The sequence below is a fragment of the Butyricicoccus porcorum genome, from assembly GCF_051246315.1.
Taxonomy (GTDB): Bacteria; Bacillota; Clostridia; order Oscillospirales; family Butyricicoccaceae; genus Butyricicoccus_A; species Butyricicoccus_A porcorum.
The window spans coordinates 814012-839828 of record NZ_CP178353.1 but is presented as its reverse complement, the minus strand read 5'-3'; the positions used below and the strand labels follow the sequence as shown (position 1 = coordinate 839828).

22 protein-coding genes, 2 tRNA genes and 3 rRNA genes are annotated in these 25817 nt (G+C 52.6%); 15 read left to right on the top strand and 12 right to left on the bottom strand.

Going from position 1 to position 25817, the window contains the following annotated elements; translation table 11 throughout:
• Positions 1–77: 77 nt before the first annotated feature.
• Positions 78–1913, bottom strand: coding sequence for a 1,4-alpha-glucan branching protein GlgB (glgB, locus tag ACLM7Z_RS04075; RefSeq protein WP_273350559.1), 1836 nt, complete (start codon positions 1911–1913; stop codon positions 78–80).
• A gap of 382 nt (positions 1914–2295) precedes the next feature.
• Between glgB and ACLM7Z_RS04070 the strand changes: the two genes are divergently transcribed.
• The 8 genes from ACLM7Z_RS04070 to rrf all read left to right on the top strand — a co-directional run bounded on the left by ACLM7Z_RS04070 (position 2296) and on the right by rrf (position 11550).
• On the top strand, positions 2296–4212 hold the full coding sequence (locus tag ACLM7Z_RS04070; RefSeq protein WP_435645611.1) for an Ig-like domain-containing protein: 1917 nt from the start codon (positions 2296–2298) through the stop codon (positions 4210–4212).
• A gap of 182 nt (positions 4213–4394) precedes the next feature.
• On the top strand, positions 4395–5075 hold the full coding sequence (locus ACLM7Z_RS04065; RefSeq protein WP_087019738.1) for a FadR/GntR family transcriptional regulator: 681 nt from the start codon (positions 4395–4397) through the stop codon (positions 5073–5075).
• Between the two features lie 60 nt (positions 5076–5135).
• Positions 5136–5690, top strand: coding sequence for a TIGR01440 family protein (locus ACLM7Z_RS04060; protein ID WP_087019741.1), 555 nt, complete (start codon positions 5136–5138; stop codon positions 5688–5690).
• 680 nt (positions 5691–6370) lie between these two features.
• Positions 6371–7891: ribosomal RNA gene (locus ACLM7Z_RS04055) — 16S ribosomal RNA — on the top strand.
• Positions 7892–8234: 343 nt separating this feature from the next.
• A 23S ribosomal RNA gene (locus tag ACLM7Z_RS04050) occupies positions 8235–11073 on the top strand.
• Between the two features lie 104 nt (positions 11074–11177).
• Positions 11178–11253, top strand: a tRNA-Lys gene (locus ACLM7Z_RS04045).
• Positions 11254–11291: 38 nt separating this feature from the next.
• Positions 11292–11366, top strand: a tRNA-Glu gene (locus ACLM7Z_RS04040).
• A gap of 67 nt (positions 11367–11433) precedes the next feature.
• Positions 11434–11550: ribosomal RNA gene (rrf, locus tag ACLM7Z_RS04035) — 5S ribosomal RNA — on the top strand.
• The 16S, 23S and 5S rRNA genes sit together here with 2 tRNA genes alongside, the layout of an rRNA operon.
• Positions 11551–11925: 375 nt before the next feature.
• Here rrf and ACLM7Z_RS04030 read toward each other — a convergent pair.
• Entirely contained in the window at positions 11926–12168 is a 243-nt protein-coding gene (locus ACLM7Z_RS04030) for a helix-turn-helix domain-containing protein (protein ID WP_087016977.1), read from the bottom strand.
• A gap of 114 nt (positions 12169–12282) precedes the next feature.
• Here ACLM7Z_RS04030 and ACLM7Z_RS04025 point away from each other — a divergent pair, with 114 nt between their 5' ends.
• Together ACLM7Z_RS04025 and ACLM7Z_RS04020 are read left to right on the top strand one after the other, a co-directional pair.
• On the top strand, positions 12283–12699 hold the full coding sequence (locus tag ACLM7Z_RS04025; RefSeq protein ID WP_435645610.1) for a hypothetical protein: 417 nt from the start codon (positions 12283–12285) through the stop codon (positions 12697–12699).
• Between the two features lie 238 nt (positions 12700–12937).
• A complete protein-coding gene (locus tag ACLM7Z_RS04020) occupies positions 12938–13777 on the top strand; it encodes a prephenate dehydrogenase (RefSeq protein WP_087016973.1) in 840 nt (279 codons plus the stop codon).
• Positions 13778–14227: 450 nt separating this feature from the next.
• On the opposite strand, the gene ACLM7Z_RS04015 is transcribed toward ACLM7Z_RS04020, so the two are convergent.
• The 4 genes from ACLM7Z_RS04015 to ACLM7Z_RS04000 all read right to left on the bottom strand — a co-directional run bounded on the left by ACLM7Z_RS04015 (position 14228) and on the right by ACLM7Z_RS04000 (position 17159).
• Positions 14228–14443 (bottom strand): sigma-70 family RNA polymerase sigma factor, encoded by a 216-nt coding sequence (locus ACLM7Z_RS04015; RefSeq protein WP_242969757.1) that lies wholly within the window; start codon positions 14441–14443, stop codon positions 14228–14230.
• The gene (locus ACLM7Z_RS04010) at positions 14358–14753 is read right to left on the bottom strand and encodes a hypothetical protein (protein WP_273349635.1); all 396 of its coding nucleotides are present in this window, start codon (positions 14751–14753) and stop codon (positions 14358–14360) included. Before ACLM7Z_RS04010 ends, ACLM7Z_RS04015 begins: the two co-directional genes overlap by 86 nt.
• Positions 14754–15068: 315 nt before the next feature.
• Positions 15069–16013, bottom strand: a complete 945-nt coding sequence (locus ACLM7Z_RS04005) for a TIGR03943 family putative permease subunit (RefSeq protein ID WP_087016968.1) — start codon at positions 16011–16013, stop codon at positions 15069–15071.
• Positions 16014–16022: 9 nt separating this feature from the next.
• Positions 16023–17159: a GTP-binding protein gene (locus ACLM7Z_RS04000; RefSeq protein ID WP_087016965.1), complete on the bottom strand. Its 1137-nt coding sequence runs from the start codon at positions 17157–17159 to the stop codon at positions 16023–16025.
• 245 nt (positions 17160–17404) lie between these two features.
• Here ACLM7Z_RS04000 and ACLM7Z_RS03995 point away from each other — a divergent pair, with 245 nt between their 5' ends.
• From ACLM7Z_RS03995 to ACLM7Z_RS03975, 5 genes are all read left to right on the top strand, one after another.
• Complete coding sequence (locus tag ACLM7Z_RS03995; RefSeq protein ID WP_165761001.1) at positions 17405–18004, top strand: HdeD family acid-resistance protein; 600 nt, start codon at positions 17405–17407, stop codon at positions 18002–18004.
• 26 nt (positions 18005–18030) lie between these two features.
• On the top strand, positions 18031–18354 hold the full coding sequence (locus tag ACLM7Z_RS03990; RefSeq protein ID WP_087017004.1) for an ArsR/SmtB family transcription factor: 324 nt from the start codon (positions 18031–18033) through the stop codon (positions 18352–18354).
• Positions 18355–18454: 100 nt separating this feature from the next.
• Entirely contained in the window at positions 18455–19090 is a 636-nt protein-coding gene (locus ACLM7Z_RS03985; protein ID WP_087016961.1) for a hypothetical protein, read from the top strand.
• A gap of 25 nt (positions 19091–19115) precedes the next feature.
• Positions 19116–19322, top strand: a complete 207-nt coding sequence (locus ACLM7Z_RS03980) for an S-layer homology domain-containing protein (protein ID WP_407922946.1) — start codon at positions 19116–19118, stop codon at positions 19320–19322.
• A gap of 31 nt (positions 19323–19353) precedes the next feature.
• Complete coding sequence (locus ACLM7Z_RS03975) at positions 19354–19806, top strand: S24/S26 family peptidase (RefSeq protein WP_242969756.1); 453 nt, start codon at positions 19354–19356, stop codon at positions 19804–19806.
• A gap of 51 nt (positions 19807–19857) precedes the next feature.
• Here ACLM7Z_RS03975 and ACLM7Z_RS03970 read toward each other — a convergent pair whose 3' ends face one another.
• The 6 genes from ACLM7Z_RS03970 to ACLM7Z_RS03945 all read right to left on the bottom strand — a co-directional run bounded on the left by ACLM7Z_RS03970 (position 19858) and on the right by ACLM7Z_RS03945 (position 25771).
• A complete protein-coding gene (locus ACLM7Z_RS03970; RefSeq protein WP_087016957.1) occupies positions 19858–20310 on the bottom strand; it encodes a YjbQ family protein in 453 nt (150 codons plus the stop codon).
• A 26-nt stretch (positions 20311–20336) separates the two neighbouring features.
• Positions 20337–21344: an ion transporter gene (locus ACLM7Z_RS03965; protein ID WP_435645609.1), complete on the bottom strand. Its 1008-nt coding sequence runs from the start codon at positions 21342–21344 to the stop codon at positions 20337–20339.
• A 78-nt stretch (positions 21345–21422) separates the two neighbouring features.
• Complete coding sequence (pta, locus tag ACLM7Z_RS03960; protein WP_087016953.1) at positions 21423–22397, bottom strand: phosphate acetyltransferase; 975 nt, start codon at positions 22395–22397, stop codon at positions 21423–21425.
• 250 nt (positions 22398–22647) lie between these two features.
• Positions 22648–23286 (bottom strand): VanZ family protein, encoded by a 639-nt coding sequence (locus ACLM7Z_RS03955; protein ID WP_165760999.1) that lies wholly within the window; start codon positions 23284–23286, stop codon positions 22648–22650.
• An 88-nt stretch (positions 23287–23374) separates the two neighbouring features.
• On the bottom strand, positions 23375–23935 hold the full coding sequence (locus ACLM7Z_RS03950; protein ID WP_087016949.1) for an RNA 2'-phosphotransferase: 561 nt from the start codon (positions 23933–23935) through the stop codon (positions 23375–23377).
• 24 nt (positions 23936–23959) lie between these two features.
• Entirely contained in the window at positions 23960–25771 is a 1812-nt protein-coding gene (locus ACLM7Z_RS03945; protein ID WP_435645608.1) for an ABC transporter ATP-binding protein, read from the bottom strand.
• Between the last annotated feature and the right edge of the window lie 46 nt (positions 25772–25817).

The following is a 25817-nucleotide window of genomic DNA, read 5'->3' as shown; positions in this document are numbered from 1 at the left end:
CCATACAGACACAGCGAACCCCCAAAAGTTGCAGCTTCTGGGGGTTCTTTTCGTCTATCATACGATTTTGCGTTTTCTCATCCATTGCACAGCAGGCAGCCGGAGAGCGGTGCGAGCTTCACATGCCCGCTGACATTGCCCTCATTGACAATGCCGCTGCCGGAATACTGCTGGTCGTCCGTGTTGATGAGCTCATGCCACTGTCCGGTCACAGCCGGGAGATTGACCTGCGCGGGATTCAGGCCGAAATTCATGACACAGGCGATGGTCTGCTGTCCGTCGGCAGAGCGGCGGGCAAAGGCAAATACCGTCTGCTGGCTGCCCGGTGTGTCCAGCCAGCGGAACGCGCGCGGGTCATATTCCGTGTCATACAGTGCGCGCTGCTCCAGCCCGATTTTGTGCAGGCGGCGGCAATAGCGGTTGAATGCATCGTGCACCGGATAGGTCATGAGGTTCCAGCCGAGTTCCTTGTTTTCATCCCATTCGCGGAATTCTGCCAGCTCGTTGCCCATGAAGTTGAGCACCTTGCCCGGATGTGCACACATATATAAATATAACAGGCGGGTCTGGCTGAATTTCTGCTCATAGTTGCCCCACATCTTGTCCACAATGGTGTGCTTGCCGTGGACAACCTCATCGTGCGACAGCGGCAGGATAAAAATATCGTTGTAAAAATACGCCATGGAGAACATCAGCAGGTGACGGGAATAATTGCGGTCATTCGGATGCAGTGACAGGTATTCCAGCGTGTCGTTCATCCAGCCGAGATCCCATTTGTAGTCGAAGCCGAGTCCGCCGTACTGTGGCGCGGCAGTGACCTTGATGTAATTGGAGGAATCCTCGGCAATCAGCATGACGTCGGGATAGGTCTGCTGTAAATAGTAGTTGGTATTTTTGAGGAACCAGATACCGGGGTCATTTTCCGCCGCATTGGGATCTCCGTGCTGGAAAATCAGCTGCGAGACCGCGTCATAGCGCAGGCCATCCACATGATAATAATTGATCCAGAAATCAAACGACGATTTCATAAACGAGATGACATGCGGCTTGGTGTAGTCGAACAGCACCGTGCCCCATTCGGTACAGCGTTCCGCTTCATTGGCGGATTCATAGACAAAGCCGCCGTCAAACTGGTGCAGACCGAAGAAATCGGTGACGAAGTGCAGCGGCACGACATCGAGAATGACACCGATGTGTGCCTGGTGGCAGCGGTCAATCAGCTCCATCAGCCCATAGGGATCCCCATAGCGGCTGGTTGCGGAGAAATAACCGGTTGCCTGATAGCCCCAGGAGCCGTCAAACGGGTGCTCAGTCAGCGGCATCAGTTCAATATGGGAAAAGCCCTGTTCCTTAATATAGGGGATCAGCCGGTCTGCCAGCTCGCGGTAGGTGAGCATGCGGCCGTTTTCGCGCTCCTCCGGTGTGGGCGCGGTTTCCTTGTTCTCGAAATCGCGCTGCCAGGAGCCGGCATGCAGCTCATAGATGCTCATCGGGCTGTTGTATCTTTTATAATCCCTGCCGCGTTCCGCCATCCATGCGCCGTCGTTCCAATGATAATGGTCGATGTCATACACGACCGATGCAGTAGACGGGCGCAGCTCGGAATAAAACGCAAACGGGTCGGCGCGGTCAATGACGCGCCCTTCCTGTGTGGTGGTGCGGTATTTATACAATGCGCCCTGTGGGATGTCCTTACAGAAAATGGTCCATACACCGTCATCCCGGCGGTCCATCTGCCAGCCTTCCCAGCCGGTGAAGTCACCGATGAGCTGCATGTTTGCGGCATAGGGCGCATAAACCCGGAATTCTGTGCCGTCCTGTCCGAATTTATGCGCTGAATGTGCGCCAAAGACATGGTATGCCTTGGCACTCTGTCCGGTGAGATACTGGCGAATCTGCGTGTCCAGATTCATAAAAAGCGCCTCCTCTGTCGATGTGGAAAATCTTTGCTTCTCATTATAACATTGTTGCAATTTGCAGGCAAGCATTAAAAGACAGATGGCACTATATTGAACCTATTCGCCTGAAAATGTCTAAAAATATATGCAACAGATTGGAGTGACAAACCCATATCAATACGGTATAATAAGGCTGAACAGAACTAAGGCGTATCGGAAAAGTCGAAAATTTTGACTATTTCTACAAATGCGGGTCGCTTCCTCGTTAAAAACACTTGAAATCCAAACGGATTCCTGTGTGCTTTTGTCTGGAATCGACTTCGCCTTTGCGAACTGTTCGTCATTTTCGTGGTTTTCCGATAGCGCCCAGACCATCCTCGAAAAGGAGGAGGATACAATGAAACGATACAAACGGGTCATATGTGCGCTGCTGGCAGGTGTGCTGCTGTGCGGCGCGCTGTCGCTTGCTGCGCCGCAGGAGGGCGGCAGCCCGGAAACACAGGCAGAAATTCCGCAGCTCCTGTTGAACCCGGAGGAGGCCGTGGAATACGGCATGAAGGTGAATGACCGGGTTCAGCTGCGCGCGCCGGACAGCACAGAGACAACGGAAGAACCGGACAATCCGGCTGAACCGGGCAGCGGCTCGAGCGAGCAGCCCGAAGCGGATGAAATTCTCTGGCGGTCGGACAATCCGGATGCAGTATCCGTGACGGAAGACGGACTTGTGACAGCACTCGCGCAGACAGAAACGCCGGTCGAGGTCGCAGGACGGCGGGAAAACGGCGAGGTGCTGGTGTGCCGGATTACCGTATCCGGATACGCCGTCACAGGCCTGACGCTGAAGCCGGAACGCAGTACGATGCAGGTCGGCGAAACCCAGACGATTTCGGCGGACATTGAGCCGGAGCAGGCGGCAGATGCCGCGCTGACCTGGCGTTCGGCTGACGAAGACATTCTGACCGTCACACAGGACGGCACCGTGACGGCGGTCGGCGAGGGAACCACCGATCTGTTCGCCGAGGCGGAAAACGGCCTGTCGGCCAAATGTACCATCACCGTATCCGGCTGGCTGCTGACCGGGTTTTCGCTGGAGCCGTCTGCGGTACAGCTGAAGGTCGGTGAGACAAAACAGCTGGCGGCAAAGCCGCAGCCGGAGGGCGCGGCGCTCGGAACTCTGCGTTGGACATCCGGCTCACCGTCAGTCGCATCGGTCGCGCAGGACGGCACCGTGACGGCAAAGGCTGCCGGCACGGCGGTCATCACAGCCGCGAATGCGGACGGCAAAACGGCAGCCAGCACCGTCACCGTCACCGGAACAGGAACCGGGGAAGACAAAGTGACGGCGATTACACTGAACCGCAAAACGCTGACCTTGACGGTCGGCGGCGCGGAAACCCTCAAGGCGACCATTACTCCCAAACAGCTGCAAAACACGCCGATTACGTGGAAATCGAGCAATGCAGCGGTGGCACGTGTCGATAAAAACGGCAAGGTGACCGCACTCAAGGCAGGCTCAGCTGTGGTAACGGCCTCGGCGGGCGGCGTCAGCGCACAGTGTACGGTCACGGTAAAGAAGAAAACCGTTTCGGGCGGAATTCCTTCGGGCGGTACAACAACACCGACGGTACCGGGCAATCCCGGCAGCATATCCGTGCCGACCGGCGTGACGGGTGTGACCGGCGTGACGGGCGGCGCAGGCATTCTGTACCTGCCGGGGACATTGATTCCGGCGGATTCCGTGCGTCAGTACACCATGCCGCAGTACATCCCGGATACGGTTTTTCTGACGATTGACAGCGACATGAGTTCCAATATCGTGTCCATTCTGAGCGTGCTGGAGAGCGCGGGCGTGCGCGCCACCTTCTTTGTACCGGTGGAAAATCTGTATGCTTCGGACGACCTGCTGCGCCATATTGCGGGCGATGGACACAGCATCGGCCTGCTGCTGACGCGCACACAGGCGGAGGCAAATCCGGTGGAGCTGTTGAACAGCGCAAATGAAACGCTTTCCGTCATCACAGGTACGCCGACGCGGCTGGTGCGCATCGCGGGCGGCAGTGCGGGCAATCTGAACAGCGCTGCGGCGCAGGCCATCCGGGCGGGCGGTTACCGCCTGTGGGATTGGAGCACGGCACCGCGCTCGTATGAGGCGGCAGTCAGCGCAATCAACCGCACGGGCAGCGTGACGGTGCGCTTTGACAGCAGTGCAAACACCGCTTCGGTGCTCCAGCAGCTCATGCCATACATGAAATACTGCGGCATTCCGGCGCGCGGCATTGGCGCGGGCGATACGCCGATCTGCCAGACGCCGTAACTGCGTCCCGCGATGTAATTGGGCGCACCGCAGCCGGAGATAAATGCATATGCATCGATTGCCAACGGAGGCACCTGCGGGTGCCTCCTGTTTTTTTCACAGCATCTTTCCGCGCGGCGAAAAACCTGCTATACTATATAATAATGTAAGGACAGGGAAAAACCACTGGGAGGTATCGCGATATGGACACCGGAAAATTGCTGACCGAGAAGGTCGCAGATGATATTGTACGCACGATCATCGGCAAGGAACTGAAGCCGGGCGACAAGCTGCCGAATGAATTTGAACTGGCGGCGAAGCTGGGCGTCGGGCGCAGCACGGTGCGTGAAGCGATCAAGGCACTGGTCAGCCGCAACGTGGTTGAGATCCGGCGCGGCGCAGGTACGTTTGTCTCGGATCGCAGCGGCGTGAGCGAGGATCCGCTGGGCTTGCAGTTCCTGGGGGATACGGCGCGTGTGGCGACCGACCTGCTCGAGCTGCGGTTTATGATGGAGCCGCGGCTGGCTTCGCTTGCGGCGGGCAACAGCACGCCCGAGCAGATTGCGGAGATGATGCAGCTGTGCGATGCCTGTGAGCGCAAAATGCTGGATGGCGAGGATTTTTCTGAGGAAAATACCCGGTTTCATGCGGCAATTGCACGCGCGTCGGGCAATGTAGTTGTGCCCAATCTTGCGGTCATCCTGTGCGGCCCGCCGTCGATGATGCCGGGTACCCCGTCCGGACAGGCACGGGAAGAGCTGGTGCGCACGCACCGGGAAATCCTGTCGGCGATTGCCGCGCGCGACGGCATGGCCGCGTATGATGCGATGCTGCTGCATCTGGCACAGTGCCGCCGCAGCGTTGCGGAGCAGTCGCTCAAATAATAAGCCAACAACAGACTGAAACAGCCTGTGGAAGATCATATATATTAGGAGGGATTCCACATGGAACTCAAGGACATTGAATTACAGACGAAAGAAGCGGTTCTGGAGGTGCTGGAACAGGCAAAGCTCCAGATGGGTGATGTTTTTGTCATCGGCTGCTCGACCAGCGAGGTCGGCGGAGAAAAAATCGGTTCGGCGTCTTCGATGGATATCGCGGACGCGATTTACCGCGGCGCGCATGCGGCGCTTCAGCCGCGCGGCATTTTCCTCGCAGCACAGTGCTGTGAACATCTGAACCGTGCCATTATTCTGGAGCGCGAAGCGGCGGAGGCGTATGGCTGGGAGCCGGTTAACGTGCTGCCGCAGCCGAAGGCAGGCGGCTCGTTTGCCACAACCTGCTGGCAAAATTTTGCTGAGCCGGTCGCGGTGGAGCACATCCGCGCCCATGCGGGCATGGATATCGGCGGCACGCTCATCGGTATGCATCTGCGCGAGGTAGCCGTTCCGGTGCGCATCGCACAGAAGACCATCGGCGAAGCCATTGTCCTGTGCGCGAGAACACGCCTGAAATTCATCGGCGGTGTACGTGCACATTATCAGGAGGACAAGTTGTAAGCACGGCAAAAGAAAGGGCGGCGGAAATTTTCGCAGGAAAATTTTCCGCCGCCCTTTGTATAGTTTGACGGAAAATAAGCCAGAATAAGGGAGGACAAAAGGAAGCAGACGGCAGTTTAGTACGGTGAAATGGTGAAAATACTGTGGAACATTGCCGTCAAAGCACCGGGAGACCCCGGTGAGTACCTGTGCACTTTGCTGAAGCGGAAAGAAATTTCAAATTTTCTGAAAGTTTTTGTTGACATCGCGTGCTCAGGGTGGTATTATATACAGGCACTCAACGAGAGCGACACGAAAAACCGAAGAATTTGTTGAGATTACTGGCCGGGAGGCAAAAAAGTGCTTGACAAAGTGGTTTGAATGTGTTAAACTAAATGAGTTGCCGCTGAGAGATCGGCGAAACAATCGAATCAAGTTTGAAAAAAGAAATGAAAAAAGTTCTTGACAAACCTCTGGTGAGATGATATAATAATTAAGCTGCTACGCTGAAAGGCGAACAGCGAAAAGCATTGTACCTTGTAAATTAAACAACGCAAGTTTGAACGAATTACAAACCTGAAATTCTTTTGAAGTTTATACTCAGAAGACCACCGGAAGCTGTAACTTCGGTATAAAAAACAACAGCAAGCCAGCTTAAAGCTGAAATTTGATTATAACGGGCTTTGCTCGTGATAATACAATTTTTAGAGAGTTTGATCCTGGCTCAGGATGAACGCTGGCGGCGTGCCTAACACATGCAAGTCGAACGGAGCACTGAGACTTCGGTTTTTGTGCTTAGTGGCGGACGGGTGAGTAACGCGTGAGCAATCTGCCTTTCAGAGGGGGATAACGACTGGAAACGGTCGCTAATACCGCATAACGTATTTTGCAGGCATCTGCGAGATACCAAAGGAGCAATCCGCTGAAAGATGAGCTCGCGTCTGATTAGATAGTTGGTGAGGTAACGGCCCACCAAGTCGACGATCAGTAGCCGGACTGAGAGGTTGAACGGCCACATTGGGACTGAGACACGGCCCAGACTCCTACGGGAGGCAGCAGTGGGGAATATTGCGCAATGGGGGAAACCCTGACGCAGCAACGCCGCGTGATCGAAGAAGGTCTTCGGATTGTAAAGATCTTTATCAGGGACGAAGAAAGTGACGGTACCTGATGAATAAGCTCCGGCTAACTACGTGCCAGCAGCCGCGGTAATACGTAGGGAGCGAGCGTTATCCGGATTTACTGGGTGTAAAGGGCGAGTAGGCGGGCTGGTAAGTTGGAAGTGAAATGTCGGGGCTTAACCCCGGAACTGCTTTCAAAACTGCTGGTCTTGAGTGATGGAGAGGCAGGCGGAATTCCTAGTGTAGCGGTGAAATGCGTAGATATTAGGAGGAACACCAGTGGCGAAGGCGGCCTGCTGGACATTAACTGACGCTGAGGAGCGAAAGCGTGGGGAGCAAACAGGATTAGATACCCTGGTAGTCCACGCCGTAAACGATGGATACTAGGTGTGGGAGGTATTGACCCCTTCCGTGCCGCAGTTAACACAATAAGTATCCCACCTGGGGAGTACGACCGCAAGGTTGAAACTCAAAGGAATTGACGGGGCCCGCACAAGCAGTGGAGTATGTGGTTTAATTCGAAGCAACGCGAAGAACCTTACCTGGTCTTGACATCCCGGTGACCGGCATAGAGATATGCCTTTCCCTTCGGGGACAGCGGTGACAGGTGGTGCATGGTTGTCGTCAGCTCGTGTCGTGAGATGTTGGGTTAAGTCCCGCAACGAGCGCAACCCTTATTGTTAGTTGATACATTTAGTTGATCACTCTAGCGAGACTGCCGTTGACAAAACGGAGGAAGGTGGGGACGACGTCAAATCATCATGCCCCTTATGACCAGGGCTACACACGTACTACAATGGCAGACATACAGAGGGAAGCAAAGCTGTGAGGCAGAGCAAATCCCTAAAAGCTGTCCCAGTTCAGATTGCAGGCTGCAACCCGCCTGCATGAAGTCGGAATTGCTAGTAATCGCGGATCAGCATGCCGCGGTGAATACGTTCCCGGGCCTTGTACACACCGCCCGTCACACCATGAGAGCCGGTAATGCCCGAAGTCCGTAGTCTAACCGCAAGGAGGACGCGGCCGAAGGCAGGACTGGTAATTAGGGTGAAGTCGTAACAAGGTAGCCGTATCGGAAGGTGCGGCTGGATCACCTCCTTTCTAAGGAGACCATGAAGCTTGAAACAGAGCTTTGTAAATTCCTAGGTCAATTCAGGAATGAGTCATTCAAACGAACGTTGTTTAATTTAGAGGGCATAATGCCTTCTACTCTGCACCTTGAAAACTGAACAGCGAGAAAACGACAAAGCAACAATAGGAAATTAAAATTGTTATTCTGGGAAATTGCGAAAAGCAAACTGAAATAAAAGGTTTTAACGATCCAATTGTGGCGAAAGTACGAAAGTACTACTACAAATTAGCTATAACAAAAGATAACCGAGATTACTCACAATCTTAAGTTACTAAAATAATTCCTGATCTGACCGGATCAGGTCTTACAGCTGGTCAAGCTGTAAAGGGCGCAAGGGGAATGCCTTGGCACCAGGAGCCGACGAAGGACGTGACAAGCTGCGATAAGCTTGGGGGAGCTGCAAATAAGCATTGATCCCAAGATTTCCGAATGGGGAAACCCGCATGAGAGAAGCTCATGCAGCTCATACTGAATCAAATAGGTATGAGTGGGGAACCGCCTGAACTGAAACATCTAAGTAGGGCGAGGAAGAGACATCAACAGAGATTCCGCTAGTAGTGGCGAGCGAACGCGGAAGAGGCCAAACCTGAGGTAGCAATATCTCAGGGGTTCGGACTGCAATATGTAGTGTGAAAGATAGCTGAACGCTTTGGGAAGAGCGGCGAAACAGGGTGACAGCCCCGTAAGCGACATCGGAAGCACGCTAGCAGTATCCAGAGTACCACAGGACACGAGGAACCCTGTGGGAAGACGGGTGGACCATCATCCAAGCCTAAATACTACCTGGTGACCGATAGCGAAGCAGTACCGTGAGGGAAAGGTGAAAAGGACCCCGGGAGGGGAGTGAAAGAGAACCTGAAACCTTGTGCCTACAAGCACCGAGAGCACGTTCATGTGTGATCGGGTACTTTTTGTAGAACGGTCCGGCGAGTTAATGTATGTAGCAAGGTTAAGTGACTGGAGTCACGGAGCCGCAGCGAGAGCGAGTCTGAACAGGGCGAATTAGTTACATGTATTAGACCCGAAACCGGGTGACCTATCCATGAGCAGGCTGAAGTTGCGGTAAGACGCAATGGAGGGCCGCACCCACGTCCGTTGAAAAGGCCGGGGATGACTTGTGGATAGCGGAGAAATTCCAATCGAACTCGGATATAGCTGGTTCTCCCCGAAATAGCTTTAGGGCTAGCGTTATGATAGATTACCGGAGGTAGAGCACTGAATGGGCTAGGGGCCGCGAGGTTACTGAACCCTATCAAACTTCGAATGCCGGATAATTGGTTCATGGCAGTCAGACCATGTGAGATAAGTCGCATGGTCAAAAGGGAAACAGCCCAGATCCGCAGCTAAGGTCCCAAATGAATACTAAGTGGAAAATGATGTGAAATTGCTAAGACAACCAGGATGTTGGCTTAGAAGCAGCCACTCATTCAAAGAGTGCGTAATAGCTCACTGGTCGAGTGATTTTGCGCAGAAAATTTAACGGGGCTAAGTATTCAACCGAAGCTCGGGCAATGTTTGAAACATTGGGTAGGGGAGCGTCGTATGCGGGGTGAAGCATGATCGGAAGGACATGTGGACTTCATACGAGTGAGAATGCCGGAATAAGTAGCGAGAATTATGTGAGAATCATAATGGCCGAAAATCTAAGGTTTCTTGGGGAAGGTTCGTCCGCCCAAGGTTAGTCGGGAGCTAAGGCGAGGCCTAACGGCGTAGTCGATGCACATACGGTTGATATTCCGTAACCACCGAAGATGTTAAGCTGAGGGACACTTTCATTAAGTCTGACCCGGGCGATGGTTGCCCCGGGCGTAAGGGACCGAAATATAGTAGGGAAGCAGATGGCGTGAGAGGCGAGAAAAGCTCAGTGTATTGTCCAGGTGCCCGTACCGCAAACCGACACAGGTAGATGGGATGAGTATTCTAAGGCCAACGGGAGAATGGTTGTTAAGGAACTCGGCAAATTGGCCCCGTAACTTCGGAATAAGGGGCGCCTCTGAGAAGAGGCCGCAGTGAAAAGGCCCAAGCGACTGTTTAGCAAAAACACAGCTCTCTGCTAAATCGAAAGATGACGTATAGGGGGTGACGCCTGCCCGGTGCTGGAAGGTTAAGAGGAGATGTTAGAGCAATCGAAGCATTGAATTTAAGCCCCAGTAAACGGCGGCCGTAACTATAACGGTCCTAAGGTAGCGAAATTCCTTGTCAGGTAAGTTCTGACCCGCACGAATGGCGTAACGATTTGGGCACTGTCTCAACAGCCAGCCCGGCGAAATTGTAGTACCGGTGAAGATGCCGGTTTCCCGCAACTAGACGGAAAGACCCCATGGAGCTTCACTGTAGCTTGATATTGGATTTCGATATTTCATGTACAGGATAGGTGGGAGGCTTGGAAGCAAGTGCGCCAGCATTTGTGGAGCCAACCTTGGGATACCACTCTTGGAATATTGGAATTCTAACCTGCGGCCATGAATCTGGTCGGGGACACTGTCAGGTGGGCAGTTTGACTGGGGCGGTCGCCTCCTAAAGAGTAACGGAGGCGCTCAAAGGTTCGTTCAGCACGGATGGAAATCGTGCAGTGAGTGTAAACGCAAAAACGAGCCTGACTGCGAGACTGACGGGTCGAGCAGGAACGAAAGTTGGAGTTAGTGATCCGGCGGTATGTGAATGGAAATGCCGTCGCTCAACGGATAAAAGCTACCCTGGGGATAACAGGCTGATCTCCCCAAGAGTCCACATCGACGGGGAGGTTTGGCACCTCGATGTCGGCTCATCGCATCCTGGGGCTGAATTCGGTCCCAAGGGTTTGGCTGTTCGCCAATTAAAGCGGTACGCGAGCTGGGTTCAGAACGTCGTGAGACAGTTCGGTCCCTATCTGTTGCGGGCGTAGGAAATTTGAACGGAGCTGTCCTTAGTACGAGAGGACCGGGATGGACATACCTCTGGTGCACCAGTTGTTCTGCCAAGGGCATAGCTGGGTAGCTAAGTATGGACGAGATAAACGCTGAAGGCATCTAAGCGTGAAACTCCCCGTAAGATAAGATTTCCCATTCTTCGGAAGTAAGACCCCACGTAGACGATGTGGTTGATAGGTCAGGAGTGGAAGTACAGTAATGTATGCAGCGGACTGATACTAATAGGTCGAGGGCTTGACCTGAATTATGATTTGGGTAAACTCGGAAAAAGCTTCTGTCACGAGTATTGCTGTTCAGTTTTGAGGGCGCAGATAATGCAAAACTCACGAGAAAAAGTTGACGAAATGCACCATTAGCTCAGATGGTAGAGCAACTGACTCTTAATCAGTGGGTCCTGGGTTCGAGTCCCCGATGGTGTACCACTTCTTTCTGGACACCGATAAATACGGTGTGTGGAAATGGCCCGTTGGTCAAGCGGCTAAGACGACGGCCTCTCACGCCGTAAACGGGAGTTCGATTCTCCCACGGGTCACCAATTTTTTCTTGACATAACGCAGATAATGTGTTATAGTAACAAAGGTCTTTTCTGAAAAGAAAAGGTAGTAGGTGTTTTTTGTGATGAGGGTACACCCGTTCCCATTCCGAACACGGTAGTTAAGCTCATTTACGCCGACAATACTTGGCTGGCGACGGCCCGGGAAGATAGGTCGATGCCTACACAAACGAAAGACAGATCCAGTTTGGATCTGTCTTTTTTTCTATCTTTATGAAAGACTGGGCTGTTCCCGGAATATATGCTCTATCTGAAAAGTTCCGGAGAAATGAAAAGTTCCGGAGAAATTTTCCATGGCAGCATTGTGATAAGGGCATCGGGGAATCTATATCGTTCGGATTACGCAACCAGATCTGATATTGAGCAGTTGGTTTTTCAGTTGTCTATTGCTACAATTTTCAACGTATCAACATGAAAAACGGTCTCACTCCCTTTGAAATCAGGAGCAAGACCGCGTAAATTCTCGCTATTCTACGATAGTGTTTTGTTTTTCTGTCTGTTCAACGGGGAACAGTCCAAAACACTCCAATGGGAGTTTTTTCTACTTAATCTCTACATCTAAATGATTGAATTCCTCAGTATCAAAAAACTCTGCCAGTGTCATCCCCAAACCATCGCAAATGAGCTTGATTGTCACAACCTTCGGGCTCTGGCTTTTTCCGTATAAAATATTTTTGATACTGGACTGCGGCATGGCGCAAATTGCAGAAAGTTTATAAATTGACATATTATACTCATCCAAAAGTTGTAAAATACGATTTTTTATTGCAGAATTTAGACTCAAATGATCACGCTCCTTTTACCTATTGTAAAAAGAACTGCTTGACAAATAGGGCTAAGTTTGGTACTGTAGGGCTAAAAATAGCCTATCTTAAAATTAAAAATGGAGGATGATAGCATGAAAAAGATCATGGCGATGATGTTAGTGCTGACAATGATGGTAACTGCTCTGGTGGTTCCAGCAAGTGCAGCCAGTGGCGCTTCCAACGTATTTAATGTGAGGCTGAGCAGTGACTACTCGAAGGTGAATACAGGCAACAACAATGGGGCTAAAATGATTTCCCATCGGTGGGATGATAAATACGGCGTCATTAAGTTGTACACCAGATTTGACTTGCCCTTTATTTCTTTGGGAAATGGGGATGAGCTCACGTATAAAATTACAGGTTCGATCAAAGAGGGAGCGACAATTCAGTTGGCATATGCGGGTAGAACTGTGAATGCGAAGATTCACACGTATAATGGGGGAACACATTTCGGAAATATCACAAAAATTGACGGCATTGGCGGCGGGTATTATCTCAGATATAATTGATTTGCGATAGTTTCCGTGAAATTTGGGGGTATAAACACAGATCTTGACATCGGTCGGAGTTCTTCGGCCGGTGTTTTTCTATATAATTCATTGTTATTCTCTGCGGCGTTCGCTTTTGTTATTACAGAAATACAGGTAAATTTCATGCTTTAAACAGTAAAAGTATCCCGCGGCATTGACTTTGCATTTTCCCCTTGCTACAATAAAGTGAGCATAAAAAATACGAAGGAACGATGATATGAAACAGAAAACCATAGCCATTGTCGGTCTCGGACTGATCGGCGGATCATTTGCCCGTGCATTTAAAAAGTACACGGATTACATAGTGATTGGCTTTAATCGCACGCGGAGCACCGCAGAGCTTGCGCTGGAACAGGGTGCAATTGATGCCATTGGCACAGAAGAAAATCTGAAGGAAGCAGATGTTGTCCTGTTGTCTATGTATCCGAAGGTTTCATGTGATTTTGTTGAGCAGCATATTGACTGCTTTAAGCCGGGCTGTATTATTACGGATGACTGCGGGATCAAAAGCTATCTGGTGGAACGGTTGACAGGGTTGTGTAAGGCACATGGACTGTATTATGTTGGCGGACATCCGATGGCAGGACGTGAGGTTTCCGGCTATAAAGCATCCAGTGCGGATCTGTATAAGGGTGCAAGCATGTTGATTGTGCCGACGGAGGCGTCCACACCGGATATTGTCCATGAGGTCAAGCATATGTTTGCGGCAATCGGTTTCAGCCAGCTGGTGATTACGACACCGGAACATCATGACCGTATGATTGCCTATACCTCGCAGCTGTGCCATATTGTTTCAAGTGCATATATTAAGAGCCCATCTGAGATGGAACACAAGGGATATTCCGGTGGCAGCTATCGGGATTTGACGCGTGTGGCATATCTGAATGAGACTATGTGGACAGAGCTGTTTATTGAGAACAAAAAGCCGCTGGTGGCGGAAATTGATGAAATGATTCGGCACCTGACGGAGTACCGCGACGCCATCGATCAGGAGGACGCCGACACGCTGTTTTCACTCCTGCGCGACGGTCGCCTGCGCAAGGAACAATTCGGCTAATCTTTTCTTTGCGAAAAGAAAAGATTAGAACAAAAGAAACGTCTGGCGCGCTTCCGCGCGCAGCGAACATGCCGGACGGATGGTCCGGCAGTTGCCCCACCGAGAGTTGAATTGAGAAAAACAGTTTATTTTTGAAAGTATGCAGCGCTTGATGGCTTTTCTATTAGAACAAAAGAAACGTCTGGCGCGCTTCCGCGCGCAGCGAACATGCCGGACGGATGGTCCGGCAGTTGCCCTGCCGAGAGTTGACTGAAAGGGCTGTACAAAATTGTTATTCCCAGATAGAGCGCAAAAGTCCGGACAAGCTGTCCGGACTTTTTTATATGATCCGCCCGGCTGCATATATTCTGGGCAGGAAATAGAGAGAAAACAGGGAGAATATAAATGAATCAGGAGTACGTTGGATGTGTGCTTTGGGGGGACGCAGCCGGACGGGATCATGCAAACAGGTCAATCCACTTCGGTTTCATAGAAATCCTCATCGGGATCAGGCGGTTCAAAGGTATAGCCCAACGCAAGACGCAGGCGGTATTTTGCTGCCGCAACGGTTTTACATACGGCTGAACGGGACAGGCCGAATTCAGCCGCGATTTCCTTTTGCGGCATTCCTTCGAGAAAGTTCAGAACGAATACCTGATACTGTTGGCTTGTCAGCGTTTCTGCCATGCATGACAAGAGCCGGCGTCGCAGTTCCATATCCGTAGCGACTGAATTTCTTTTTTGGCCTGCCGCGCTGTGGCTTTGGTTTGACATAGACAGCTCCTTCCTCCGGCTTGTCATAATAGTGTTCAAGATGAAATGCAGTCTGTCGGCTTTCACATACCATAATGTGCAGGGTATTGATCCGTCTGCGCAGTTTTCGGCGCACTTCGAGGGAAATCGTGCGGGAAGCCTGAGCCTCCAGCTGTTGGATGCGTGCTTCCATTACAGCTGCGTTATGCAAATATTCTTCTGAAAGTTCTTTTAACGAACACATACCCAACACCCTTCATTTGAGAATATTGTCGGAAAATGGCAGAAAATTGTTTTGACGAAAATTATGTCGAAATATCTCGTTTTTGCGTGATATATTCTGCTTAAATTCTTTTATAATTAAATAATAGTCTGAGAACAATGCAAAGTCAATGTTGTATTCCGTCAAATATAATGATATAATGACAGAAAAATTCGGTCTGGAAATCAATAGATATTTTTTTGTGGAACGCGCTGTCATCCTGCCCGGATCGGGCGAAATCAAAAAAATTCCCCTCAATCCTTCAGAAAGATCGAGGGGAAAGTATGCGGGACAATTTTATTTGATATAGCAGATATCATCCTGCGGCTTTTCTGCCGGGACAAGGGACTTGACATAAAGCACCGGGCCTTTTCCCTGATATTCCGGGAAAAATTCATCGCGGACTTCCGCTGTCACCATGTACCAATCGCGGTCAACCAGTGTATCTGCGGATGGATGTTTGCATACCATGGCGAGGAAGGTAATATCCTCTGCACAGCACAGCATGGTAAACCGTCCGGCAGCAAAGCAGTTTTTCTGCATGCCCTTCGGACGATATACCTGGCACAGATAACGCACGGTATGTCCGGCATATTTTTCGGTGTGCTCCATCGCGTCGAAATACCACTGACCATAAACCGATTCCGAGATATCGACGATATCGGCGGAGAGGTCGAGATTTGCGCTCAGATCCTCCTGATAGACTTCACTTTCACCGTTTGGATAGTCGAGGAAAATGTCTGCACGGCGGTTAATCAGGCGCACACGGCGGTTTTTGACGATTTCCTTTGTCTTTTCATCTGAACGGTTGAACACAATCATATCGGTCTGCTGGAGCATTTCAAACATATAGCCGCCCATATTCTGGAAATAGACGTCAAAGGTCTGCGCATTCACGGTTGTGACGGTCTGATAGAGCGTCCAGCTCTTCGGGAAGGTGCCGGGCTTGATATCCGACAGCTTCCACATGCCGTTCCACTCGACAATGACACGTTCCGGCTTGTATTTGCGGTTGCATTCGTGCAGCAGCAGACGGTTGAAATCCTCCTGGTTTTCCACCAGCTTGAGCACACAGTTGGTATCGCGCAGAAGCTCGTAATCATATTCGACTTCGCCATCTTCGCACATCAACAGCAGGGTGCGCTCGCCTTCGGCAAAATTCGGGTCCTTCAGGATGGATTCAATGAATGAGGTTTTGCCGCTTTCCAGAAAGCCGGTAAAGAAATATACAGGTATTTCCATACAGGTACCTCAGGCGAACAGCTCTGCGAGTGCGTCTTCCTTGATGCCGGAGCCGATGACGCACAGGCGACCGGTGTAATCCGCACTGCCGCGGCGCAGTTCGATTTCTTCCGGAACCATGTCGAAGTGCAGCCAGCCGCCATCCTGTGCCGGGACAATGCCCTTGGCGCGCAGAACCATACCGAACAGTTCGGTATCCCCCAGCTGTTCCAGGCGGGCGCGCAGGTCGTCCTCCGTGTATTTGTGTGCGGTTTCCATACCCCAGCTTGTGAAGACTTCATCCGCGTCGTGGTCGTGATGGTGATGGCCGCAGGAGCAGACGCCGTTTTCATCATAATGATGCTCATGATGGTGCTCGTGCTCGTCATGGTCGTGATGATGGTGTTCGTGGTCATGCTCGTGGTCGTGACCGCAGCCGCAGTGCTCGTCATGCGCATGATGGTGCTCATGTTCCTCATGGTCATGATGATGATGCTCGTGGTCATGGTGATGGTGGTGATGCTCCTCATGCGCATACAGCTCGGCGGCATCCAGCAGGGCCTGGTGGCCGTCGGCGCACATGACGTCATAAATCTGCTCGCCGGTCAGCTCATCCCACGGCGTGGTGATGATGCTGGTGTGCTCACCCGCGTGCTCACGGATCAGCTTCAATGCTTCATCCAGGCGCTTTTCACTGATGTTCTGCGTGCGGCTCAGGACAATTGTGCCTGCGCTCTCCAGCTGATTGTTGTAGAACTCACCGAAGTTCTTGATATACATGCGGCACTTGGAGGCATCGCAGACGGTAGTCAGGCAGCCCATCTCGACCTCACCCTCTTTGAGTACCGGCTGGACAGCAGCGGCGACATCGGACAGCTTACCGACGCCGGACGGCTCGATGATGATGCGGTCCGGGGTGAACTGCTCGAGGACATCGTGCAGCGCCTTGCCGAAATCGCCGACCAGCGTGCAGCAGATGCAGCCGGAATTCATCTCAGTGATTTCAATGCCGGCATCCTTGAGGAAGCCGCCGTCAATGCCGATCTCACCGAATTCGTTTTCGATGAGGACGACTTTTTTGCCCTTCAGCGGGCCTTCCAGCAGCTTGCGGATCAGCGTGGTTTTGCCTGCGCCGAGAAAGCCGGAAATAATGTCAATTTTCGTCATATCAAACACCTTCTGTTAGATTTTATAAACGATTTTGTGATGGGGAAAAGTTCCCAATGATGATAGTACACCAAATAAGGAGAAATTGCAAGCAGCCGCGCACAACTGTCAGAGTTTATTCATTTTTTCACTCCGGAGGCAGAGGGACATGGCAGCACAGCTGGTCATTGACACAGCGAGTGGGATGCCGTACAATCAAAGTAAACCATGCGGTACATTTGCCGCATTTGAGGAGGGATTTTATTATGTTTGAAACATTCCGCAGTATCCGCAGCAGTATGATTCTTACGGCTGTCGGCTGCCTTGCACTGGGCATCGCACTGCTGCTGTTCCCCGATATGTTTTTGAAGATTGCATGTTATGTCATCGGTGCGCTGTTGATTGCCTGGGGCGTGTTGGGCGTGCTCGGCTGTCTGCGCGACCATGTCGCCCGCGTGGGCACGATTCTCATCAGTGTCATTGCGGCGGGGACTGGTATTTTTGTCATCAGCCAGCCCAAAACCATCAGCTCGATCCTGCCGATTGTGGTCGGCCTGATTTTGTTGATCGATGGCATTGTCAATGTGCGGCACGGCATTGGCCTGCGCCGCTTCGGTGATCCGTCCGGCACCTCGGTGCTGGTTCTGGGCATCATTACGGTTGTTTTTGGTGCGGTGATCCTGATGAACCCCTATTCGACTGCGGAGCTGACCTTCCGCCTGATCGGTATTGCGCTGGTATACAGCGGCCTGTCCGATCTGATTATTATTTTCCGCATGAACCGCGCAAATAAAACCTATGAAAACCAGAAAATTATCGATGTGGAAGCGCGTCCGGTCGATGACGATGAGGAGGAAGAACCGTGAGTGTAGACAAAAAAGAACTGGAAAACATGCCGGCGGGCACGGATTTCTTTTCTCTCAGCGATCAGGTGCCGACGGAGGAGGAGCTGTATGATCTCGCAGAGCTGTTCAAAGTGTTCGGCGATTCCACGCGCATTAAAATCCTGTATGTACTGGTCGAGAGCGATATGAGCGTAGGCGATATTGCACAGGCGCTCAACATGACGCAGAGCTCAATTTCCCACCAGCTGCGTGTGCTCAAGCAGAGCCGTTTGGTGCGGTTCCGCCGTGAAGGGAAAAATATCGTGTATTCCCTGGCGGATGACCATGTGCATACGATCATGAGCCAAGGTCTGGAACATCTGGAGGAGTAAGCCTGCCGGCGGCTTGACGGTGCACAGCGTACATGGTACAATAGTATGACAGAGATACGGAATGTAACAATATGCGCGTCAGGCAGGAGGAGGGATTTCCATGACAGCGAAGACGATAATAACCAGTGCCGACAGCCTGTATGCAGGCGAGCTGCACCGTTCGAGTGAAAACTTTTCGCTGGAAGCGTATGGACGCTATGCGGATTTGTTTTTCCGCGCCTATTATGACTATGGCACGGCTGCACAGCGCGAGGCAGAGGATGTCATGTTTGATATCTGGATTGATGAGCCGATGCGCCGTGATCCGGTTTACCTGCGCGATATCCGTTCCGGACATGCCGCGCCGGGCATGCGGTGTGACCGGCTGTATCTTGCCAATCCGCGCGGGGCGCAGAAGGATTTTACCGTTGTTGTGGAGTCTGCTGTCCGTGTCGACAGCCAGGCGACCACCCTGTCCGATCACAAGCATCGTTCGAGTGACAATTTCTCCGTCGACGGCCTGCCGGAAGGAGAGATCAGCTTCCATTTGTTCTATCATTACGGCACGCCGATACAGGCGCGCGCGTCCGGCATTTCGTTTGCTGTCCGGCAGAACCGGCTGATGCACCATCCGCCGGTCATCTGGGAGCAGGTGACGGATGGCGCATGTGTCCGCAGCTACGGCTATGAACGGCTGTATATCGCTGACCCGCAGGGCGCGTCGGAACCGTTCACGGTGATTATTACAGAAGCATAGGGTGTCCGGCCGAGCGCAGAATGCCATGCAGTGGGCTGCTTCAGAAGGCGTGATGAGCGGCATAAATACGGGAAACCTCAACCCGAAGGGTACGCTGACGCGTGCAGAGGCTGCGTTCTTTGGTTCGCGCGACTGTATCGAAGGCATAACAAAATCTATGTCATATTGTGCGCCGTCCGCCGGAGAATCCGGCGGACGGCGTTGTTTGTGCCTGCGTTTTGTGCTATCATAGGGAAGTCAAAAACAAGAAGGGAGAGCCTGCCGTGAAGGTTGTCGATACAACAGAATATGTCTCCATGCTGCGCGGTCTGGTCGAAGAGGGCCGAGAGGTCAGCATGGTGGTTGCGGGCAACAGCATGGCTCCGTTTCTCGTGCATCGGCGGGACAGCATCTGCTTCCGGGCACCTGACCGTGCGCTGCGTGCGGGCGATATGGTGTTTTACCAGCGCGCCACAGGACAATATGTCATGCACCGCATCTGCCGCGTTCGGCGGGAGGGCTATGACATCGTCGGCGATGCACAGACACAAATCGAAGGCCCGGTGCGCCGCGAGCAGATTTTTGCGTTGGTCACGAAGGTACAGCGCAAGGGAAAGTGGATTGGGCCGGGCAGTTTCTGGTGGGAATTTTTTGCCCGCGTGTGGATTCATGTCATTCCGCTGCGTCCGGCTCTTCTGCGTGCATATCAGCGTTTGTTCCGGCACAGGGCTGTATAAACAAAAAAACATGCCTGCGCCGTCCGGTTTGGACAGTACAGGCATGTTTGCTTATTCTCCCATAACCTGGAATACGATTTCGCGGTGGCGGTCGCGGGTGTCACACTCGACGAGCGTGAGGTTCTGCCACGGGCCGACCGTGATCCGGCCGTCGATGAACGGCACGGTGATAAACGGGCTGAGCAGTGCAGATTTGATGTGGCTCGAGCCGTTGTCATCATGCCAGGTGTTGTGGTGCTCATACGGGATGACGCGGCCACGCTCATCGGTATACGGCGAAAAGATATCCATTGCCGCCTTGAGGTCATGGTTTACCATGCCCGGCTCAAATTCAAGCGTCGTCAGAGCGGCAACGCCGCCGGTGGTAAAGCCGGTGACAATGCCGCTCTTGATGCCGCATTCCCGGCAGGCGTCGGTGACAGCCTGCTGGAAGTCGCCGGTTACGTCAATCATACCCATGTGTGCACGGGTGTGGTATTCCTTTACAGAACTGTGAACTGCCATTTCTTTTGTTCCTCCAGTTACAAGTGTCAGTGGTTATTGTTCTCGGTTATTTTACCATGATACAGGGCATTTTTCAAATCCTCGGACAGATCCTGCAACAATACCGCATCGGTTTCGCGGTCATCCTGTACCTGCTGCACCTGCGCGGCAATCTGTTCGATTTTTTCCTCCAGCCCGCGCTCTCGCTGCTCCTGCCGCAGCTGGCGAATTTCATCCAACAGTTCTGCCACTTCGGCCTCCAGCTTGCGTTCATTGCGGTAGCGTGTGCGGTTGACCTCTTCGATAAAGCTGGCGGTGATGATGCCGGACGGCAGGGCGACGATGGCAATGCCAAAAATGGCGGAGATCATACTCACGCCGCGCCCAATGGCTGTCATCGGATGGATATCGCCATAGCCCACCGTAGTCAATGTTGCCGTTGCCCAATACAGCGCATCGAAAAATGAGCTGAAGGTATTCGGTTCAACAGAGAACATCACCGCTGCGGAGACAAAGATATACAGTGCCGCGACAATCAACACCATGGCGAGAATTTTGCGTTCACGCATCAGCGCGCGGTACATGTATATGCAGCTTTTGGAATACCGTATGGTCTTCAGCAGACGCATGCAGCGGAACACGCGCATCAGCCGCAGCAGCTGCAAAAAGGTTGTCAGCGAAATCTTCATTCCGCGGAGCAGCCGGAAGGTGGTGATGACAGGCAGGATGGAGAGCAGGTCAATGATTGCCATCGGTGTGAGCGGGTAGCGCAAAAATGCTTCCTTGTTCGGCAGGCCACGGAAGCGCGGGTCAAAATCTGCCGTAATCCACCGCAGCAGGTAATCCAGAATAAACAGGCCGGTTACAATGCGGTCGAGCAGGACAATGCCCTGCGTCCAGATTTTGAATACCAGCGGCACCACGCTCAGGCAGACCAGTACAAGGATATAGCGGTCATACCACCGACTGAATTTGTCCTGTCCCTGGTCTTTGGCGATGATTTCATACAGGCGTTCCCGCCTGCTGACAGGCTTTTGGCTCCCCATTGTTCTCATTCCCCACATTTTCATATCAGGATGCAGACAGCCGCTGTCCAGAGGGACAGCGGCTGTACCGATTTCATGGTAATGCTTTTACTTCAGACCAGCGGTGATAATCGCCATCTTGTAAACTTCCTCAGCATTGCAGCCGCGGGACAGGTCGTTGATCGGTGCATTCAGACCCTGAAGAATCGGGCCAAATGCCTCGAAGCCGCCCAGACGCTGTGCAATCTTGTAGCCGATGTTGCCGGCATTGATGTCCGGGAAGATGAAGGTATTTGCCTGGCCTGCAACCGGGGAATCCTTTGCCTTGGTCTTTGCGACAACCGGGGAGAATGCCGCGTCGAACTGCAGTTCGCCGTCAACAGCGAAGTCCGGATTGGTTGCCTTGACCTTGTCGGTTGCATTGCGCATCATGGTAACGGTGTCGCCCTTGCCGGAGCCCATGGTGGAATAGGACAGCATAGCAACCTTCGGGTCGATGCCGAATGCCTTTGCGGTGCGTGCGGTTTCAACAGCAATTTCTACCAGGTCGTCTTCGCCCGGATTGATGTTGATTGCGCAGTCGCCCATTGCATACAGCTCATCGCTGCCGTCCGCTGCCGGGCGGCACAGAATGAAGCAGGAGGATACGATCTTGTTGCCCGGCTTGGTCTTGATCAGCTGGAGTGCCGGACGAACGGTGTCAGCGGTGGAATATGTAGCACCGCCCAGAAGAGCGTCAGCCTTGCCCATCTTGACGAGCATGGTGCCGAAGTAGTTGCCCTTGGACAGAGCAGCGCGGCATGCGTCTGCATCCATCTTGCCCTTGCGGAGCTCAACCATCTTCTCAACCATAGCGTCCATTTCGCCATAGGTTGCCGGATCAATGATCTCAGCGCCTTCGATATTGAAGTTGCCGACAGCGGCAGCGCCCTTGACTTCATCCTCGGAGCCGATCAGGATAACATCCATCAGGCCTTCCTTCAGCAGGCGTGCGGTTGCTTCCAGAATACGCGGGTCGGGACCCTCGGTGAAAACAATCGTTCTGCGATCTGCCTTCAATACGGAAATCAGATTCTCAAACATTGGTGTTCCCTCCAAAAATAAATATTTACACGTTACTGACACCGCTTCTGCACGGGGTGCAGGTGGTATTTTCATTATACAACCATTTGATAAAAATGTTCAAGTGATATCACCAATTTTGTGAATTTTCGCGTAAAAAAACCGCACCGCCATGGGAACATCACCAACAGGGCGGCGCGGAGGGCTATTGCTTTCGGGCATTTGATACACGAATGGCTGTACGGGTGCCGCGGACAGGGAAAGTGTGCAGTCAGTATCCGTACAGCGAAAGAGCGATATGGGAAACCAGAGGGCCTGCAAGGATAAACTGTATGGCAAACATCGTGCACAGGCTACCGACAGCAGCGCAGGCAGTTTTTCCCGCAGCATTCGCCTCGAACTGGGGGATTCTGCGGGCGAGCAGCTGCCAGACACCGTACCCAGCGAGTGTGCCGAGCGTGTTCATGAGCAAATCGTCAATATCCGTCGCCCGGAAATTGAACAGCTGGCTCAGCTCGATGAGCAATGACAGTAGGAAGCCTGCGCCTGCGGTGCGATACCAGCGGCGGCAGTCCTTCCACAGCAGCGGCAACAGCATGCCGAGTGGGACAAACAGCAGCGCATTGAGTGCCATGCCCATCGCGCCGCCGCCGTCGTGCAATGGCAGGAGGTTGACTGAACCGCTGCTGAGCTGGGACAGCCCGAACCGTTGGATGTCATCCAGCCCTCCGGTGCCTGTGAAATAAAACACGGCGCATACATAGACCGCCAGCACCTGCCAGCCTATGATGAAGCCCGTTTCATAGGCAATGCCACGTTTGCGGTATAACCGGCACAGCAGCCAGCCGAGTAGCAGATATACCGGGAGCACGACGAGATAATTTTCAAATATCGATACAATTGACAGCACAGGTATTCCCTTCCTTCTGATCTTTGACACCTATGCTATCATGCGGATTTGAATGCCAGATTGCGGGTTTCTTTCAAAATTCTTACGGTTATCCATCAATTGGGTGTAAATACCGCGCCGGAACATGCTCCGTCAGCCATACATGGTTGACCGATTCATAAAACAGCAAGCCGTCGCGCGCCATCTGCGCGGCATCCACGCGATAGACAAAGCAGGTGCCGTGCCGCTGGCCGACAGCCACGGCGGTGTCGATGTCGCGTGACAGGTGGACATACAGCCGCCGCATGTGCAGCAGGCCCTGCCGTTCAATCGATGGGACATATTTCAGCCCTGTGCCGTGGTACAGTACGGCAGGCGGCATTTTGGGGGACAGCTCGAGATCGACCGGAATGGAATGCCCCTGATTGGCGCGGATTTTGCGCCTGTCTTCGCTGAAGCTGTAGCGCTGCTTGCTGTCCGTGCGCACGATTTCCTCCAGAACCGGAAGGGAAATGCGGTGCTTTCCGGTCGCATTGATGCCGTCCAGCAGCTCCTGCGTGTCCGCCCAGCCGTGTTCATCGATCACAATGCCGATGGCCTCCGGATGGTGGCGCAGAATCAGGCTGATGAATTTGCTCAGCCGGGTGAGCGGGTCCTGTGAGCGGGACATGCAGTGTGCTCCTTTCCCAGATGGTTACCAGTCCTGTACCAGACGGGCGGATTCCGCTTCGTCCAGCTCAGTGACGCGGGTGTTTTTGACACGGTAGACGCGACGGCACATGCCGAGCACGCTCGGACGGTGCGTCGTGACAATGCAGGTTTTGTTCGGACGCTGTTGGATGATATTTTTCAGCACGCGGCGTTCGGTTTCGACATCCAGCGCACTGGTCGCTTCATCCAGCAGCAGAATCGGACAGTCGCGCAGAACAGCACGTGCAATGGCAATGCGCTGTGCCTGTCCCTCGGAGACACGCCGCCCGCGTTCGCCGAGCGGGCTGTGGATGCCGTCCGGCAGGTTGCGGACAAAATCCCAGGCACAGGCAATTTTGAGCGCATCAATTATTTGCTCATCTGTCGCATCCTCGCGCACCATGCGCAGGTTTTCTGCAATGGTACCGGATACAATCGTATTGCCCTGTGGGACATACGAGAAAAACCGGCGGAGGTCGGCATTCATCGGGATTTCATTTCCCGTGCTGTCAATGAGCACTGCCGTGCCGCCGTCCGGATGAATCAGGCCGAGAATCATGCGCAGCATGGTGGTTTTTCCTTCACCGCTCGGGCCGACGAGCGCGACAATTTCATTCGGACAGGCGAGAAAATCGCTGTCCGTCAGCACAGAAGAGCCTTCGGTATAAGAAAAGTATACGCCGCGCATGCAGACGGTAAAGCCGTCATCTGCCAGTTCCTCCAGCTGGTGCGTGGTTTCCAGGGCGTGTTCTTCCTTCGGCAGCTCAAGCAGCTCGCGCACACGCTGTGCGGATACGGCACTGTTGAGCATGCTGGGGAAAATCCCGATGAGGGAATTGAAGTCGCTGCTCAGCTTGGCGCGCTGCTGCAAAAACAGTGTCATCGTGCCGTAGCTGATGGATTTTGTCCACAGCAGGAACAGACAATAGGCAAATGCAATAAAACTGACTGCGGCACCGAGCAGTGACATCCAGATATTCATCTTGATGCTGAACAGATTGTAATCCAGATTGCAGTCTTTGTATTTTTTCTGCCAGCTGCGCAATTTTTCGCCATAAAAGCCCATGATACCGAAGCTCTTGATGGTATCGATATTATAAAATGCTTCGGATTCAAAGCTCATCATTTCACTGTTCAATTCGAGCACATGCCTGCGGTATTCCCGATTTTTCCGCATGAGAAACCGGCTGCTGACCAGCAGCACAGGCGCGCTGAGAAAGGCAATCCATGCCATTGTCGTGTTGTAATGCAGGATGACGGCAAAGCTGGCAAAAAACGAATACAGGCTGATGATGACATTGGGTATCCATGAAACCGCATTGGTTGCAATGGTGTTGACATCGCTGTTAAAGCGGTTGAGCAGGTCACCGCTGGCATAACCGTTGAGCTTCAGCCAGTCGGCATCCATAATTTTGTCAAAAATTTCGGCCTGAATATCGTTGCCCACGGAAATGCTCAGGCGGGCGGAATAGCGGCTGACCAGGCTGGAAAAGACAAGGCTGAATACTGTGCTGCCGATCATCGCGGCAACGAGTACCCACAACCGGTTGATCTGATAGCCGGTGATGATGTCGATGAGGTATTTGCTCACGACAGAGGATACCAGACCCATTGAGGTGCTGAATATGCCCATCAGCGTATAAATAAGAATGGAGCGCTTATAGTTTGCAGAAAACGAAAAAATCCATCGCCAGTCGGCGAGGAATTCCCGATATGTGCCGTCATCCATGCGGTCGAGCAGCAGCTGCACCGCCCGGGATTTCAATATTCGATTGAACCGGGTGTAATGCTCCCCGTCCTGCTTCTGCCGGCTCACACAGTTTCCCCCTTACAATGCTTAGATTTGTATTTTATATAAAAAT

Bases quoted from the DNA above. Each gene is read 5' to 3' on its own strand.
- glgB (WP_273350559.1), bottom strand. From the start codon at position 1,913: ATGAATCTGGACACGCAGATTCGCCAGTATCTCACCGGACAGAGTGCC.
- ACLM7Z_RS04070 (WP_435645611.1), top strand. From the start codon at position 2,296: ATGAAACGATACAAACGGGTCATATGTGCGCTGCTGGCAGGTGTGCTG.
- ACLM7Z_RS04065 (WP_087019738.1), top strand. From the start codon at position 4,395: ATGGACACCGGAAAATTGCTGACCGAGAAGGTCGCAGATGATATTGTA.
- ACLM7Z_RS04060 (WP_087019741.1), top strand. From the start codon at position 5,136: ATGGAACTCAAGGACATTGAATTACAGACGAAAGAAGCGGTTCTGGAG.
- ACLM7Z_RS04025 (WP_435645610.1), top strand. From the start codon at position 12,283: ATGAAAAAGATCATGGCGATGATGTTAGTGCTGACAATGATGGTAACT.
- ACLM7Z_RS04020 (WP_087016973.1), top strand. From the start codon at position 12,938: ATGAAACAGAAAACCATAGCCATTGTCGGTCTCGGACTGATCGGCGGA.
- ACLM7Z_RS04015 (WP_242969757.1), bottom strand. From the start codon at position 14,443: ATGGCAGAAACGCTGACAAGCCAACAGTATCAGGTATTCGTTCTGAAC.
- ACLM7Z_RS04010 (WP_273349635.1), bottom strand. From the start codon at position 14,753: ATGTGTTCGTTAAAAGAACTTTCAGAAGAATATTTGCATAACGCAGCT.
- ACLM7Z_RS04005 (WP_087016968.1), bottom strand. From the start codon at position 16,013: ATGGAAATACCTGTATATTTCTTTACCGGCTTTCTGGAAAGCGGCAAA.
- ACLM7Z_RS04000 (WP_087016965.1), bottom strand. From the start codon at position 17,159: ATGACGAAAATTGACATTATTTCCGGCTTTCTCGGCGCAGGCAAAACC.
- ACLM7Z_RS03995 (WP_165761001.1), top strand. From the start codon at position 17,405: ATGTTTGAAACATTCCGCAGTATCCGCAGCAGTATGATTCTTACGGCT.
- ACLM7Z_RS03990 (WP_087017004.1), top strand. From the start codon at position 18,031: ATGCCGGCGGGCACGGATTTCTTTTCTCTCAGCGATCAGGTGCCGACG.
- ACLM7Z_RS03985 (WP_087016961.1), top strand. From the start codon at position 18,455: ATGACAGCGAAGACGATAATAACCAGTGCCGACAGCCTGTATGCAGGC.
- ACLM7Z_RS03980 (WP_407922946.1), top strand. From the start codon at position 19,116: ATGCAGTGGGCTGCTTCAGAAGGCGTGATGAGCGGCATAAATACGGGA.
- ACLM7Z_RS03970 (WP_087016957.1), bottom strand. From the start codon at position 20,310: ATGGCAGTTCACAGTTCTGTAAAGGAATACCACACCCGTGCACACATG.
- ACLM7Z_RS03965 (WP_435645609.1), bottom strand. From the start codon at position 21,344: ATGAGAACAATGGGGAGCCAAAAGCCTGTCAGCAGGCGGGAACGCCTG.
- pta (WP_087016953.1), bottom strand. From the start codon at position 22,397: ATGTTTGAGAATCTGATTTCCGTATTGAAGGCAGATCGCAGAACGATT.
- ACLM7Z_RS03950 (WP_087016949.1), bottom strand. From the start codon at position 23,935: ATGTCCCGCTCACAGGACCCGCTCACCCGGCTGAGCAAATTCATCAGC.